We start from the raw sequence: 14,694 nt of genomic DNA, 5'->3' as shown, positions 1-14,694 counted from the left end.
AATAAAAAATAGACTGTAAATCACCACGAGGTAATCACAATCAACCTGAATTAATTTTATCATACTATTATATGATTGTCAATACATCGTGTGTGGATATTTTCAAATGCCATTCAAGGGAGCGATTCAATTGGATCATACAGATCAGGCTTGGGAGGAAGAACAACAACGCGTCGAGTACGTAGCCGACCAGATCGACGCCCGGATTCGCAAGCTCGAACGGGAGGTCGGAAGCGTCCGCGGGGACGTCGTGGAGATGCGGAAGGATTTCTGGGACGAGGTAACGGTGAATTTCAGCGAGGCGGACGATGTCGGTGAAACGTCCACCAGCTTGCGACAGCAGTCCCAGGTCCTTGCGGAACGGGAGAAAAGTCATCAGCACGCGTCCATTGCCCTGGGGAAGATGAAACGGCTCAAGCAATCGCCTTATTTCGGCCGGATTGATTTCGCCGAGGAAGGGGAACCGGAAGAAGCTATTTATCTTGGGATCGCCTCCCTGCTGGAAGAGGGGGATGAAACGTTTCTCGTATATGACTGGCGGGCCCCTATCTCCAATCTGTACTATGACAGCGTCCCCGGTCCGGCTTCTTATGAAACGCCGTCCGGCACTATCACCGGAACGATGTCGCTGAAACGGCAGTTCGTCATCCAAGGCCGCCGTATCAAGCTGATGTTCGACACCGGAGTGACCATCGGGGACGAGCTGTTGCAGCAGGTACTAAGCCGCAGCTCCGATGCGCAGATGAAGAGTATTGTAGCCACGATCCAACGCGAACAGAACAAGATTATCCGCAATGATCGCAGCCGCATGCTGATCGTGCAAGGTGCCGCCGGAAGCGGCAAAACATCGGCAGCTTTGCAGCGGGTCGCTTACTTGCTCTACAAGCATCGGGAAGTGCTGCAAGCGGACCAAATGATCTTGTTCTCTCCCAACCCCATGTTTAACAGTTATGTATCGACGGTACTTCCCGAGCTGGGGGAGGAAAACATGCAGCAAACGACGTTCCAGGAGTACCTCGAGCATCGACTGGGAAGGGAATTTCAGCTTGAAGATCCGTTCGTCCAGATTGAATACGTGCTGTCTGCTCCGGAGGATGAGGTCTATCAGGCCCGGGTGAACGGGATACGCTTCAAATCATCGGTGCCATTTCTGCATGCCATCACTCGGTACAAGGAGCTGCTGGAGCAGAAGGGAATGATCTTTAAGCCGCTGCGCTTCCAGGGCAGGGAGATTGTCGGCGCGGAGGAAATTGCCCGGCAATTTTATGCCTATGATCCGGCAATCCGGCTGGCGAATCGCTGCGAGCTCCTGAAGGAGTGGCTGCTTAAGGAAATCGCTGCCTTCGGAAAGTCCGAGCTGGACCAGCCTTGGGTTGAGGAACAGATTCAACTGCTGGATACGGAAGATTATCAGCGGGCTTATCAGCGCATGCGGCGCAAGCAGCAGGGCAAAGGAACCTCTTTCAGCGATTATGAGGAAGAGAAGACGATTCTGGCTCGAATGGTCGTGAGCGACCGGTTAAAGCCGCTTCGCAAATGGGTCAAATCGCTGCGGTTCGTCGATGTGACCCGGTTGTATCTGCAGCTCTTCACCGATCTGTCTATCCTTCGCGAGATTCGTCCGGAGGGATTGCCCGATCGGTGGGAGGAAATCTGTGATCAAACGCTGCGGAAAATTACGGACGGCGAGCTTTTCTATGAAGATATTACCCCATTTCTCTATTTAAAAGAGCTGCTGCTCGGCTTTCGATCCAACACCTCGATTCGTCATGTCATCATCGATGAGGCGCAGGATTATTCGCCGTTTCAGCTGTTCTTCCTGAAGCGGCTGTTCCCGCGGGCGAAAATGACGGCGCTGGGCGATTTGAACCAGGCGATTTATGCCCACGCCTCGGTGCTCCAGCAATCCTCTGTGCTCAGCGATTTGTACGGAGCGGAAGAGAGTGAGTTGATCACGCTGGAGCAAAGTTACCGTTCCACTCGCCAAATCGTTGAGTTCACCCGGGAAATGATTCCCGGCGGGGAGGCGATCGTCCCGTTTAACCGGGAAGGCGCGAAGCCGGAGGTTCACCGGATTGCCGATATCGATGCGCTCCACTCGTCGATCGAGGACCTGGTCAGCCGGCTGCGGGCGGACGGATATGAATCGATTGCCGTCATCTGCAAAACGGCGGAAGAGAGCCTGGAGGCTTATGAACGGCTGAGCGCCAAGCTGCCGGCCAAGCTGATCAAGAAAACGACGTTATCCTTCGAGAAGGGCGTGCATATCATTCCGGCTTATTTGGCCAAAGGTGTGGAATTTGATGCCGTGCTGATCTACGATGGTTCCGAACGGAAGTACACGAGGGAAGCCGAACGGAAGTTGTTCTATACGGCATGTACGAGAGCTATGCATCTGCTTCGCATCTACTCTGTAGGCGAACCCAGCCGGTTTATCCGGGAAGCCGCCAAATCGACCTACACCCTGCTCCCTTAAGGGGCGGTATATTTTCCGCAAAATGAATCACACTAATCGGGTCTGTTTTAAACTTCTTTCGTGAAGGGTGGCCTGATGGTTAGATGGTCGGCAAAAAAGGCGATTTGATTGCTCTGGCTTCCATACCGCTTATCATGACGCTGGGGAACTCGATGCTGATTCCGATTTTGCCCCAAATTGCCCGCGAGCTCCATGTTACCTCCTTTCAGGTAAGCATGCTAATCACCGTTTATGCGGTGGTGGCGATCTTGCTGATTCCGATTGCCGGCTATCTCTCCGATAAATTCGGCCGTAAAGCAATTATCGTGCCCAGTCTGATCGTTGCGGGGATCGGCGGCTGCGTAGCGGGGGTTGCGGATTGGTTTGTGAACGGGTTGGCGGTGTATTGGATGATTCTGGGCGGCCGATTTCTTCAGGGGATCGGAGCAGCCGGCGCTTTTCCCATCGTGCTGCCGCTCGTCGGGGATTTGTTCGAAAGCGAGGAGGAAGTTAGCCACAGTCTGGGCGTGATTGAAACCTCCAATACCTTTGGCAAAGTGCTGAGCCCTATTTTAGGGGCGCTGCTGGGGGCCTGGATTTGGTATGCGCCGCTCCTGTCCATTCCAGCGCTTTGTCTCATTTCTTTACTTCTGGTGCTCTTTCTTGTGCATGAACCCAAGGAACGGGAGAAAGCCAAGCCGCTGCGCGAGTTCATCTCCGCCGTTAAGGACGTACTGAAGCAAAAAGGACGTTGGCTGTACGCCATTTTCTCAATTGGATGCATTTCCATGTTCCTGCTGTTTGGCGTCTTGTTTTATTTGTCGGAGCAGCTTGAGACGAAACACGGCTTGAACGGCGTCATCAAGGGGCTGGTCCTGGCGATTCCGCTGGCGGCTTTGTGTCTGGCTTCTTATGTGACCGGAAAAAAAATCGGCAAAGACAAAAAGCTGATGAAATGGTCCGGTGTTGCCGGGTTGATCCTGTCCACCGGCGCCTTGTTTGGAATCGGTTTTTTCAGCAATATCTATTTTGTGATCGCTTGCCTCCTCGTATGCGGATCCGGAATCGGCATCGTGTTGCCCAGCTCCGATGCTTTGATCACGGAGGGGGTTGACAAAGAAATGCGCGGCACGATCACTTCGATCTACAGCAGCATGCGTTTTATCGGCGTATCGGCGGGGCCGCCGGTCATGTCGCTGCTCATGAAGGCCGGGCATATGACGATGTTCTTCGTGATCGCAGGAGTTTCGCTGGTGGCGGTGATTCTGCTGCTTACGCTGGTTAAGCCGGAATCCGGACACGGCGGAGCGATTAAGCCCAAAGAACCGCGGAAACAGACTAAGGTGACAAGACCTCTGCATCAAGGCTAAGTTTATAGTCATAACATCAGCAGCGATTCCCCCTGGTGGGGACGCTGCTGTTCTATTGTCCGGGCTTTTTTGGTATGATAGGAGCGGAGTGCCGCTGGACAAATGGGTTCAGAGGGCTAATGGAACGAATCGTCAAGATTTTGGAGGGGTAGACATGAATGCCAAACAGGCGGCGGGTTACCGCGCTGCAGAATGGGTCAAGGACGGAATGACAATAGGTCTCGGCACGGGATCAACAGCCTATTACGCGATTGAGAAAATCGGCGAGAGGGTGGGGAACGGGCTGCGGATTCGCGCGATCGCGACTTCCAAGGCTTCGGAGGAGCTTGCCGCAAAATATCAAATCCCGTTAATTGAGGCGAAGGACGTGGATCGATTGGATCTGGCCATCGACGGCGCCGACGAAGTTGATCCTCAGATGGCCTTGATCAAAGGCGGCGGCGGCGCCTTGCTTCGCGAGAAGCTTGTCGCCATCAACAGCGACCGGTTTATCGTTATCGCCGATCAGGGCAAGATGGTGTCCAGCTTGGGGCAGTTCAAGCTTCCGATCGAGCTGGTTCCGTTCTGCTACGAATGGACGCTGCGGGAGCTGAAAAGCCGTTATGATGTGCCGTTCGAGATGCGGATGCAAGGGGAACGGCTGTACGTGACGGATAACGGGAACTATATCGTGGATGCGGCGTTCGGCCAAATCGCCGATCCTGCCCGGTTAAGCGATGAGTTGAAGGCGATGACCGGCGTTGTGGAGCACGGATTGTTTGTCGGAATTGCGCAAACCGTCGTTATCGGTTACGAAGATGGCCGCACGGAAATCAAGGAGGCACCATGTTCAAACCAATAAGCTCGAGAGTGGACGAGCCGGCGATTCGCGAAATGCTGGAATACGCGGTTCTGTTCGACCCGGCTGCGCTGGAAGAGGCAGTCCGGTTATACCGGGAAGGCGATCCCTATCAACTTTATGGGTATGAAGTGGAAGATGGGGTAGCCGGGATCATCGGCTATCGCGTGAACGCTGCGCGCACGCTCGAAATTGCCCATCTTGCCGTCCATCCGGAGCAGCGGATGAAGGGGTATGGCCGAGCCTTGGTCCTGCTTGCCCTTACGGAAGCGGGCCCGGAACGGATGGAGGCCGTCACCGATGAGGAAGGGGCGGATTTCTTCCGCAGTATCGGGTTTCAAATTACCGGGTTCCCCGATGAAGTATCCGGGGGAGAACGGTTTCGCTGTATTTATGAAGTGGATGAGAACGAAGAAGAATCGTAGGCTTGAGTCTATAAGACTTCGGGATCTGTTCCCCAAAAGAACGCCGGCTTCTGCTCCGCCTGGAGAGAAGCCGGCGTTTCTTCGCTACCGGATTCTTATGAACTTAACGTTCCGCGTTTCAGGAAGCTGCGCAGTGCCCATCTTCGCTCTTGGCGTTTCTTATATTTGGGCAGGGAGCGGTACACCGCAATCGATTCGTTGTAGGCTTGTTTGGCCTCCTCCCGGCTGCCCAGCGACTGATAGAGGCTGCCAAGCAAGTAATAGGCTTCGCTGGACGAAGATTGAATTTCACCGAACCGGGCAGCGTACTGGAGCGCCTTCTGCGGGTCAAGCTCGCGGAAAGCGGAAGCTAACCGCAGGTAAGGCTGGCCATATTTTACCCGTTCATTCAGGCTTAGCGCATGCAAGATTTGGGCTTCGCCTTCCTCGGTTTGTCCAAGTCCCAAGCTGGCGGTCCCAAGGTCGTCCCAAAACTCTGCCGAGGTCTCAGAGGCGTCCTTCGCCTCTTCGAGCAAGCGATGGGCCTCGGCATATTTCTTGCGCTCTAACAGCAAGCGGGCAAGCTCGCGTTTGGCAGAGACGTCGAAAGGGCTGGCGGTCAGTTGCTGGCGAAGCCGTGAAATGCTGCGGCTGCGCTTCCAGGGCTTGCTCAAGCTTGGAAATAATCCGATGTAACGCCGATCGATGAAATAAACGATCAACAACAAGACGATAATAGCGAGCAAAGGATTGCCCAGCAGCCAAGATAAGAACAGAAACAGAACTATCTTACTCATTCAGGTCCTCCGCAATCACATGATAATTTCCAATTATAGCACAGAGTCAGAAGGACGAGGAAAAAAATGAGAACAGCCGCACGAAAGGCGGCTGTTCTCATGTTCTCATGGTTAGTGATTAAAAGTTGCGCATCGAGCCGGCGGAGCCGAGCGACCCCGCCGCTGTGATCGATCCGGCGCCCTGAGAGCTCATGGAGCTCATAGAACTCGAAGAGCCCATAGAACTCATGGAGCTTGCGGAACCGGAACCCATCGAGCCCGTGCTCGAAGGGCTTGGAATCTGGCTGTTAATGGCGGATCCGAAGTTTCCGAGGCTGCCTCCGCTGTAGCCGCTTTGCCCCATGCCTTGCGGGCTGTAGTGGGTTTGTCCAAGGTTAGGTTGAATATAACTGGTGCCCATTCCGGACATGGAGTGAACGCTGCTCTCGATTTGACCGGCGATTTGCACTACACGTTGGAACTGCTGCATCGCGTGCTGATGTCCCTGAATGGCCGTTTGGATCGTTTGAACCGCTCGGCGCTCCCGCTGAGCCAGTTCTTCCAACTGCATCGCGTTCTGTTGCTCCTGCTGCAGCATTTGCTGGTACATCGTCGTTGCTTGCCGGGTTTGCTGCTCCAATTGGCGAATCGCCTGTTCGATTTCTTGGATTTGCTGACTGACGTTGTTGTACATCTGCGTAAAATCCTCCTCGTGTAAAGTTTGGTTGGGAAACCATCGTTAGGGTACCCTTCGGTTCCGCCGCTATGCATCCTTGGGATCGACAAGGTCATGGTCCAATCCCTCGTCCACTCAGGTTCATAAGCTGTAGGTGGAGGTGAAACTGGATGGATAAAAACGGGTTTATCGAGAAAATAGCCCCCCTTGCCGTCGCCAGTGCGAAGCAGAGCGGGATACCGGCCTCGCTGACGATGGCCCAGGCCGCTTTGGAATCGAACTGGGGGAACAGTCGACTGGCAGCCGAGGCCAATAACTTATTCGGGCTTAAAGGCAGCGGTCCGGCGGGCAACTTGATCCTGCCGACAACGGAATACCGGGGAGGAAACGCGGTAACCGTCAACGCGGCTTTTCGCAAATACAGAACCTGGGCGGAGTCCATTGCCGACCACGCCCGTTTACTATCGGCTCAGCGTTATGCCGGGGCGATCCGGAAGACGGGCCCGGAAGCCGCGCGAGCTGTTGCCGCAGCCGGATACGCCACGGATCCGCAGTATGCCAGCAAGCTGATCCGGTTGATGGATACCTACAAGTTAACTCAATATGATGAGGGGAAGGGAGATGGTCCCATGACGGCAGAGGAGAAGAAACAATTTGAAGCGCTTCAGGAAACGGTTCGTACACAAGCCAAGCAACTTGCCGAGTTGGAAAAATGGACCCGTCCAGGGATTCCTGACTGGGCTAAGGAAGCGGTGGCGGCAGCGGTGAATTACAGCAAAGAAGATCCCCTGCTGCGGAACCCGGAGCAGGGCAGCGTTGATTTTTATCGTTTGATCACGGTGATGCACCGCCGAGGGTTGTTTGACAAGAAAAAGTGAAGCGCGTGTTGAGAACGAGGTCGTGAGCCAAACGATTGTATTGAGCGGCTTCCGATGGTACGATGGGTTGGAAGATTAAGGGATAATCGCAGGGAGGGATTCCGATACGCAAGCGATTGTGGATCACCGGGGTTATAGGGCTTGCGTTTCTGGCGGCAGCAAGCTATACATGGTGGTATATCGAACATCTATCTCCGGTTAAGATGGTTAAAACCTTGGAGGGAGTGGCCTGGATGAAAGAGGATCCGGCGTTCTCGCCTACGGTTCAAATCACGCTGGACGGTTATTTTGATCCAGGGGACAATCAATTTAAAGGCACGTTGCAAATGAACGGGCGGGTTTATTCGGATATGTTGCTCCAAAGCGGATTTCTTGCGACCCATGTTGACGGTAAAATTCTCCGCCGTCTCGGGCAGGTTTATTTCGATCAAGACCTGGGACACTTGGCTTGGGCCGTTCCCCAGTCGGAGCTTCCTCCCGAGCTTACGAATCCGCTGTTACCCGAAGCGAAGGTTTGGCTAATTGCTCCAGCCTCTTCCAGAGAAGAAGCGGGAAGCCTTCGGCAGACCTTGGAAGATCGCTTTAGTGCCGAACTCCGGTTGAAATAAAAAAAAGGACAAAAGCCCTCGTAGAAATACAACTACAAGGGCTTTTGTCCGGGCATCCCTTGCGGGATGCCCATCATGGGAAATGTCAAAATTGGATGATTAGCGAATGTTGAGAAACTTGAAAACCCTTGATTTATAAAGGATTCTACTAAGTCTGGCGTAGGCGATTTTTGGGCCTTTTTGTGGATTTGGTCATCAATTGGTCATCAATGATGACATCAAGATTTAGCTTTGATATCCGTCGTTTTTGGTGCCAGTAGATTGTTAAATGTTTCAGCCGCGGCCCGGTCCGCCGATTCAATTACATGGCCATAAACGTTCATTGTTGTTCCGATTTTAGAATGGCCCAGCCGGCTGGAGATATCTTGGCATGAACCCCCTGACTGATTAACAATGTCGCTGAGGTATGCCGCAGATCATGGAACCGGATGTACTTTAGTTTAGGATTCTTTTGATGGAATGCTCGCCAGCGGTCCCCCAGAGTTTTAGGGTACAACGGCCGGCCCCGTTTCTCCGGCAAAGAGAAAATGATGGTCCCCGCCTTCCCAGGGTGCCTCAGATTTTAATCGCTCCTTGGCCATATGTTTTTGATATTGTTTGAGCTCCTCTACGATCGAAGAGGGAATGACAATTTTTCTGATGGAGCTGGAGCGCTTCGGCCCCTTTAAAACCGGCTCTCCATCCTTAAACATGGGTATCGTCTGCTTAATATCGATAATTCCTTGTTCGAGGTCGATGTGCTTCCATTCGAGGCCGAGCAGCTCACCGCGGCGCATGCCGGTCGTAAGTGCCAGTAACACCAATAATTTAAAGCTCGATTCCTCACTTTCAAGAGCGGCAAGGAGCTGAGCTATTTCTTTTTCGTTGTAGTAATTCATCTCTTTCGGCTGCTCTTTAGGCTTGTCTACCCCGTCCATAGGATTGGTCTTAAGGACCTTCCAAGCTACAGCTTTTGAGAATATACTTCTTAGAATTCGGTAATTGTACACCTGAGATGAATCGCCAACCGTTTCAGCCAGCTTATCCATATAGTCAGTAAGGTGGAGGGTTTTGATCTTGTCCAACTGCATATCCCCGAAATAGGGGATCATGCGCTTGTCTACCTGATATGAGTAGTTATAAGCAGTCGTTTCTTCAAGATTCTTTTGAACAAATTTCTTGGTCCAAATCTCCACGAAGCTCGAAAAAGTCATTTTCTCGGGATTAATGTATTCTCCGGACTCAACTTCCATTTTGAACTTGGTTAGTTCATCGTTCAAATATTCTTTGAGTTTACGGGGAGACCTCAGTAGGGCAGGATCCTCGACCTTAATCGTCTTGGTCCGTCGGTCTCTTGTTCAATCTGGTCGATATCCCACATTAACGACAAAGAACCAGGAGTTTTCTCCACGCTTCTGCATGCTGGCCATGATTTAAACCTCCTTTACTATTGAAAACTAAGTAGAAATTAAGAAACGCTTTTGGTACAATATTCACATAAAGTTTGAAGGAGCGGTATTAATGGATAATGAGTTAAAGCAATTATTGCAATCAGTTGTCCGTGAAGAATTAAAGGCGGTTAGTGAACGTTTGGATCGGAATGACGAACAGTTCCAGGAAGTAAATCAACATCTTAAATCAATGGATCAACGTCTTAGCCGTATTGAAGAAGATCAACATTTAATTAAAAAAGCTGTACTAGATACTAATGAGCGGGTAGTTAGGATGGAAGAAGTCCTGGAGAACCAGCACAGAATTATTGAACTGCTCTCTACACGATCTATTCAGCAGGAAGCTGAATTGAAAAGAATTAAGTAAGTCGATCCGGTGCCGTGCATCGGATTTTTTTTCTGCTATGCTGCTGTACTACTCGTCAATGAAATCCCTCACATCCAAAGTGGTTAAATGCACCCCCGGCCCTCTGTACGTTCAAATTCCTTATATAAAACTTAGCTTAAACGGTTGGTATGACTAGGCAAGATAACTGGCGCTTCGTATAATCAGGTTATCCAGTGTTTACGGAGTAGCCTTTTTTCTTTAGGCGTTTTACGATGGCGGTAGCTTGGGAGAACGTCAGGCTCTTTGGAGATATACCCCGTCAAAAAACTGTTTTTCCCTTCACAGTAGCACGTTTCAATAAAAATAATATACCTCTCCTTTGGGTGTTTTTACGGATCAGCAAAGAATTATAGCCTCTGCATCGGGTAAGATTGGCGAATTTGGTCATCAATCGGTCATCAATACATAAAAAAAAGGACAAAAGCCCTCGTAGGAACAAATCTACAAGGGCTTTTGTCCGGGCATCCCTTGCGGGATGCCCATCATGGGAGAGGAGAAACCGGACGAAGAGCTTATGGGGAAACGTAAGTCTTCTCCGCGGTTGTCTACGACATTTGGTGATGTCGATAATCTAAGTTTGTCCGGGCATGCGGGTTTTATACCTCGGGCCGCTAAAAATCCCATGATTTTTTCGTTTTTCATTCCAAGGCGGATTGTGGTACGATATCGACAGGAATTTTCCAGGCAGATAAAGGTGTGTGAACAAAGAAGATGAGAGTCATTTCGGGCAGCGCCCGGGGCAGAACGCTCAAAGCCGTACCCGGCATGGGCACAAGGCCAACGACGGACAAAGTAAAAGAAGCGATATTCAGCATGATCGGGCCGTATTTTGATGGGGGTGCTGTGCTGGACCTGTTCGCCGGAACCGGCGGTCTCGGGATCGAGGCGTTAAGCCGCGGCATGGACAAGGCCGTATTTATCGATAAAGAATTTAAAAGCATTGAAACGGTCCGGCAGAATCTGAAGGCCGCCGGATTTGAAGCGAAGGCCGAGGTATACAAGAACGATGCGGAACGGGCGCTCAAAGCCTTGGCGAAACGGGAAGCGGCATTCGACTTGGTGTTCCTGGACCCCCCTTACCGGTTGAAAAACGGGGATGCTCTGATGATGCAGATGGACGAGCTGCAACTGCTCGAGCCGCAGGCGAAGATCGTGCTCGAATACGAATCCTCGTATGTGTATCCCGAGCAGTTTGGAGCCTTCCTGCAAACGCGCAAAGCGGAGTATGGGGAGACCACCGTTTCCATTTACACTTATGATTCCGATTCGAGTACGGTTCAAACCGACGAGCAGGAAGGAGCGACAACATGAACGAACAGCGGCAACCGCGGGTGGCGGTTTATCCGGGCAGCTTTGACCCCGTGACCAAAGGACATATGGACATCATCCAGCGGGCCTCGCGTCAATTTGACAAGTTGATCGTGGCCGTGTTGAACAACTTGAGCAAGAAGCCGTTATTTACCGTTGACGAGCGAAAGGCGCTGCTGGCGGAAGTGACCGGGCATCTGCCGAACGTGGAAATCGACAGCTTCCGGGATTTGCTGGTCAATTATATGGATTACAAGCAAGCCCATGTGATCGTTCGGGGCATCCGCTCCGTCACCGATTTTGAATATGAGCTGCAGTTGGCCTCGACCAATCATAAGCTTAACAGCGAAGTCGAGACGATCTTTATGATGACGCACCCGAAATATTCGTATTTGAGCTCGAGCGTCGTCAAAGAGATCGCCAGCTTCCACGGCGATGTGAGCGATCTCGTTCCGCTGGAGGTAGAGAAGGCACTGCGGGAGAAGTTCAAGGACAAGCTGGGACCGGGCTAGGATCCCCGAGTTAGGGTTCCTCTTGACGCCGCCATAGGAGCGCGATGGACAAGAACCCTATCGTCAATAAACTCAGCATCCATAGCTGCCATTCCATCACCCCGATTGCTTGCTGCCAGCTGGGCAGCGTGGCGGCCGGGGTGTCGCTTCCTAGAGAGTCCGGGGCGCCGCCGCCAAACGCCGGGAGAACGCCCGGCATCCAGCGGGTAAACGGCTTCCATAGCAGTAAGGTGAGAATATAAGCATAGGCTGCATGCAGCAAGCGGCTCAGCAGGAACGACCGTTCGCGGATTCCGGCGGGTGCAAGGATCGCCCGTACCTGCAAATAAGCGCACAAGCCGCCCCAGCCAAGCGCTGCCCCCAGCAAGGAAGCGACCAAAGCGGGGGGAAGGGACGAAGCGAATCCGGAAATCGCATAGGTGCCCAAGTGAACCTCCAGAGCGCTCTTTACGGTGACGGCAACCGCTTGGTCCGGCAAGGCCAGGAGAATCACATGAATCACGACGGCAAAAATAAGCATGTACCCGCCGGTGATCATCAGCGTTTGCACGCCTGAGGCGACGGCGTCGCCCAGCAGCTTGCCAAAGCTGCGGCCGTCTTCGCGGCGGGCTTCCTCCATGCGGCGCACGGCGGTGCGCAGCAAAGAGGCATTCGGCCTGGCTGCAGGCGGGGACTGGACCGGCGCCGCGGGAGCAGACCGATCCGGGAATACCATGTGCAGCGTAAGGCCGGCGGCTAACCCCGCTGCCCAATGCACGGCAAGCAGAAGCAGGCCGAATTCCGGCCGGCTCAGGAACCCGGCACCCACCACGATTACAAGCAGCATCGGGCTGCAGAAATGCGCTGCAGCCGCAAGGCGTTCCGCTTCGCGCGCGCTCACTTTGCCCTGTTTATGCAGCGTGACGGCGGCTTCAGCCGCAGCGGGGAATCCGGCGGTCATGCCGAGCGGCAGCACCCAGCCGAAGGAGCCGGGCAACCCCAGGAAGCGGCGGGTGAAGGGCTCAAGCAGCGTGCCGAGCCCGTGGGCAAAACCTGCGGCGAGCAACATTTGCGACAGGACGACGAACGGCAGCAGTGCGGGGAACACGATCCGCCACCAGATCGCCAGCCCTGCACCGGAAGCTTTAAACGCTTCGCCGGGCGCATATACAACGCAGATCACGACCAAAAAGGCTAAAAAACCGGTCAACAACGTGGACAGCGGGCTGTCGGCCAAACGTCGGAATTTCATAGGTATAAAATCACCTTCTTTGTCATTAGATAAAGACCGATCGCATATCAGCGCATAGTACATGCTATGCATCAGCCGTGAAGGACAGACTACCGGTTTAGCGGTGACGGTGTCAGCAGAAAGCGGAAAGACGGAGGACGCTTGTTCCCCGCTTGAAGAGGAAGGGAGGAGAACGGGATGCGACCATCCAGAGCCAAAGCGATCAAATCGGGGTTGTACGTCCTGACGATCGCAGTGATCGTCTATGTTGTCGTGTACATGTCAACCCCGTATATGATTAATCAGCCGGGAACGGCGGAGGAGATCAAACCGATGGTCTCCATTAAGTCGGGGGATTCTGAGGAGAAGGGAACCTTCATGCTGACGACGGTGTCGGTCAGTTATGCCAACGTATGGATGCTGGCAACGGCCCGCTTCAACAAGCATGCGGAGATTGTCCGCAAGGAACCGGACCGCAATGATGAGGAATACGAAACGCAGCAGCGTTACTATATGAGCAGCTCCCAGTCCAACGCTATGATGGCTGCCTATCATAAGGCCGGGGTGAAATACGATGTCGTCTCGGAGTACGTGTTTATCGTCGGATTATCGAAGGAAAATCAGCCGAAGGGAGAGTTCCACTCCGGGGATATCATTCGTGCCGTGAAGGGCCAGCCGGTGAAGCGCTTTGAGGATCTTGGCGTTCTGCTTCAAGATAACCAACCGGGGGATCGGATTCAAATCCGGCTGGAGCGCGGCGGGAAAACCGTTGATCAACAGGTTGAGCTCGTGGAGATTAAAACGGCGGACGGTGTCCGCAAAGCCGGTTTGGGGGTGACCGTAGGCGAACTGCGTAAGGTGCAGGCCGCCGATCCGGCCAAGGAAGTACAGTTTGCCGATACGCGCATCGGCGGGCCGTCCGCCGGCTTGATGTTCACGCTCGAGATCTACAACCAGTTAACGCCGGGCGATTTGAGCAAAGGGTACCGGGTGGCCGGTACCGGGACGATCGCCGAGGACGGCACGGTTGGCGCGATCGGCGGAGTGCAGTTCAAGATTGTGGCATCGGACCGGGAGAAGGCGGAAATATTTTTTGTGCCGGACGCAAACTATAAAGAGGCCAAAGCCAAAGCAGAGGAGATCGGCTCGAAGATGAAGCTGATTCCGGTGAAAAAGTTGGACGATGCCCTGGATTATCTGGCTTCGTTGGAACCGAAGGCTTCATAATCCCGGGCGATCGAGCTCTGCTCGGATAGGCGCCTGCCGATACTCGCGCAGCAGTTCCTCTGCCCGGCGCTGGGGCATCGCGTTAGCGTAGGCTGCCGCCGCCCGGATGTCGAGGGCGAGATGCGGATGCTCGAGTTCGGCGGCCCGGGTGATGATCGGCAGGCGGGCGGTTTGCTTCATCCGCTTCAGCAACCGCTGCCCGGCGGCGCTGAAGCCGAGTACGCGCAGATAACCCGGGCCTTGGGCTAGCGCCGTTGGCGCCAGCTGCTCGCGGGGATGCTGCAGGAGAATATGCAGCAGCGTGCGCTGCAGCTTCGTATGGGTGTAGCGTTTCGTTTTCAGCTGCGTCAGCAGCTCGGCAACCGTTGGCTGCGACAAGCGGGGCAGCGTTTTTTTGATCCGGTATTCCAGCCCTTCCGTCACCTCGTGAAGGGCGGCGAGCTGCTCCGGGGCAGCCAGGAGCAGCTGGTGGAAGAGCGGCGCGGCCAAGCTCTCCCACGTCACGGGCCCGCGTCCCGCCGCGAACTCGCGGGCGAGGATCTCCGCCGTGTACGGCGGGAGATACGGCGCGGCTGCGGCAAGGCCGCCGCCGGCGATCAGCCGCCGCACGGCGG

16 protein-coding genes are annotated in these 14,694 nt (G+C 53.8%); 10 read left to right on the top strand and 6 right to left on the bottom strand.

Annotated elements, in window-relative coordinates:
• Positions 1-106: 106 nt before the first annotated feature.
• The 4 genes from helD to BN3795_RS18140 all read left to right on the top strand — a co-directional run bounded on the left by helD (position 107) and on the right by BN3795_RS18140 (position 5,088).
• On the top strand, positions 107-2,476 hold the full coding sequence (helD, locus tag BN3795_RS18155; protein WP_068786109.1) for an RNA polymerase recycling motor HelD: 2,370 nt from the start codon (positions 107-109) through the stop codon (positions 2,474-2,476).
• Positions 2,477-2,559: 83 nt separating this feature from the next.
• The gene (locus BN3795_RS18150) at positions 2,560-3,825 is read left to right on the top strand and encodes an MFS transporter (protein WP_068786108.1); all 1,266 of its coding nucleotides are present in this window, start codon (positions 2,560-2,562) and stop codon (positions 3,823-3,825) included.
• A 154-nt stretch (positions 3,826-3,979) separates the two neighbouring features.
• A complete protein-coding gene (gene rpiA, locus BN3795_RS18145; RefSeq protein WP_068786107.1) occupies positions 3,980-4,666 on the top strand; it encodes a ribose-5-phosphate isomerase RpiA in 687 nt (228 codons plus the stop codon).
• Complete coding sequence (locus BN3795_RS18140; protein ID WP_068786106.1) at positions 4,651-5,088, top strand: GNAT family N-acetyltransferase; 438 nt, start codon at positions 4,651-4,653, stop codon at positions 5,086-5,088. The genes rpiA and BN3795_RS18140 overlap by 16 nt, the downstream gene beginning before the upstream one ends.
• 95 nt (positions 5,089-5,183) lie before the next feature.
• Here BN3795_RS18140 and BN3795_RS18135 read toward each other — a convergent pair whose 3' ends face one another.
• Both BN3795_RS18135 and BN3795_RS25935 read right to left on the bottom strand, forming a co-directional pair.
• Positions 5,184-5,864: a tetratricopeptide repeat protein gene (locus tag BN3795_RS18135; RefSeq protein WP_068786105.1), complete on the bottom strand. Its 681-nt coding sequence runs from the start codon at positions 5,862-5,864 to the stop codon at positions 5,184-5,186.
• A gap of 118 nt (positions 5,865-5,982) precedes the next feature.
• On the bottom strand, positions 5,983-6,537 hold the full coding sequence (locus tag BN3795_RS25935) for a hypothetical protein (protein ID WP_232729969.1): 555 nt from the start codon (positions 6,535-6,537) through the stop codon (positions 5,983-5,985).
• Positions 6,538-6,689: 152 nt separating this feature from the next.
• On the opposite strand from BN3795_RS25935, the gene BN3795_RS18125 reads away from it, so the two are divergent.
• Together BN3795_RS18125 and BN3795_RS18120 are read left to right on the top strand one after the other, a co-directional pair.
• Entirely contained in the window at positions 6,690-7,397 is a 708-nt protein-coding gene (locus BN3795_RS18125) for a glycoside hydrolase family 73 protein (protein ID WP_068786104.1), read from the top strand.
• A gap of 233 nt (positions 7,398-7,630) precedes the next feature.
• The gene (locus BN3795_RS18120) at positions 7,631-8,005 is read left to right on the top strand and encodes a hypothetical protein (RefSeq protein ID WP_198524760.1); all 375 of its coding nucleotides are present in this window, start codon (positions 7,631-7,633) and stop codon (positions 8,003-8,005) included.
• Between the two features lie 319 nt (positions 8,006-8,324).
• Here BN3795_RS18120 and BN3795_RS26080 read toward each other — a convergent pair whose 3' ends face one another.
• Positions 8,325-8,501, bottom strand: coding sequence for a site-specific integrase (locus BN3795_RS26080; RefSeq protein ID WP_269800221.1), 177 nt, complete (start codon positions 8,499-8,501; stop codon positions 8,325-8,327).
• Positions 8,491-9,237: a tyrosine-type recombinase/integrase gene (locus BN3795_RS25930; RefSeq protein WP_232729968.1), complete on the bottom strand. Its 747-nt coding sequence runs from the start codon at positions 9,235-9,237 to the stop codon at positions 8,491-8,493. The genes BN3795_RS26080 and BN3795_RS25930 overlap by 11 nt, the downstream gene beginning before the upstream one ends.
• A gap of 268 nt (positions 9,238-9,505) precedes the next feature.
• On the opposite strand from BN3795_RS25930, the gene BN3795_RS18110 reads away from it, so the two are divergent.
• The 3 genes from BN3795_RS18110 to coaD all read left to right on the top strand — a co-directional run bounded on the left by BN3795_RS18110 (position 9,506) and on the right by coaD (position 11,643).
• A complete protein-coding gene (locus tag BN3795_RS18110; protein ID WP_068786102.1) occupies positions 9,506-9,802 on the top strand; it encodes a hypothetical protein in 297 nt (98 codons plus the stop codon).
• A gap of 732 nt (positions 9,803-10,534) precedes the next feature.
• A complete protein-coding gene (gene rsmD, locus BN3795_RS18105; RefSeq protein ID WP_068786101.1) occupies positions 10,535-11,134 on the top strand; it encodes a 16S rRNA (guanine(966)-N(2))-methyltransferase RsmD in 600 nt (199 codons plus the stop codon).
• A complete protein-coding gene (coaD, locus tag BN3795_RS18100; RefSeq protein WP_068786100.1) occupies positions 11,131-11,643 on the top strand; it encodes a pantetheine-phosphate adenylyltransferase in 513 nt (170 codons plus the stop codon). The genes rsmD and coaD overlap by 4 nt, the downstream gene beginning before the upstream one ends.
• A gap of 10 nt (positions 11,644-11,653) precedes the next feature.
• Here coaD and BN3795_RS18095 read toward each other — a convergent pair whose 3' ends face one another.
• On the bottom strand, positions 11,654-12,874 hold the full coding sequence (locus tag BN3795_RS18095) for a nucleoside recognition domain-containing protein (protein ID WP_232729967.1): 1,221 nt from the start codon (positions 12,872-12,874) through the stop codon (positions 11,654-11,656).
• A 177-nt stretch (positions 12,875-13,051) separates the two neighbouring features.
• Here BN3795_RS18095 and BN3795_RS18090 point away from each other — a divergent pair, with 177 nt between their 5' ends.
• Positions 13,052-14,080, top strand: a complete 1,029-nt coding sequence (locus tag BN3795_RS18090; RefSeq protein ID WP_068786098.1) for a SepM family pheromone-processing serine protease — start codon at positions 13,052-13,054, stop codon at positions 14,078-14,080.
• On the opposite strand, the gene BN3795_RS18085 is transcribed toward BN3795_RS18090, so the two are convergent.
• Positions 14,075-14,689 carry a nucleotidyltransferase family protein gene (locus BN3795_RS18085; RefSeq protein ID WP_232729973.1) on the bottom strand — a complete coding sequence of 205 codons (615 nt, stop codon included), beginning with the start codon at positions 14,687-14,689 and terminating at the stop codon, positions 14,075-14,077. The genes BN3795_RS18090 and BN3795_RS18085 overlap by 6 nt on opposite strands.
• Positions 14,690-14,694: the final 5 nt, after the last annotated feature.

Origin of the sequence: Paenibacillus phocaeensis (genome assembly GCF_900021165.1) — a bacterium.
GTDB lineage: Bacteria > Bacillota > Bacilli > Paenibacillales > Paenibacillaceae > Fontibacillus > Fontibacillus phocaensis.
Note: the sequence above shows the minus strand (reverse complement) of the source record. Positions and strands in the feature narration are given on the sequence as shown.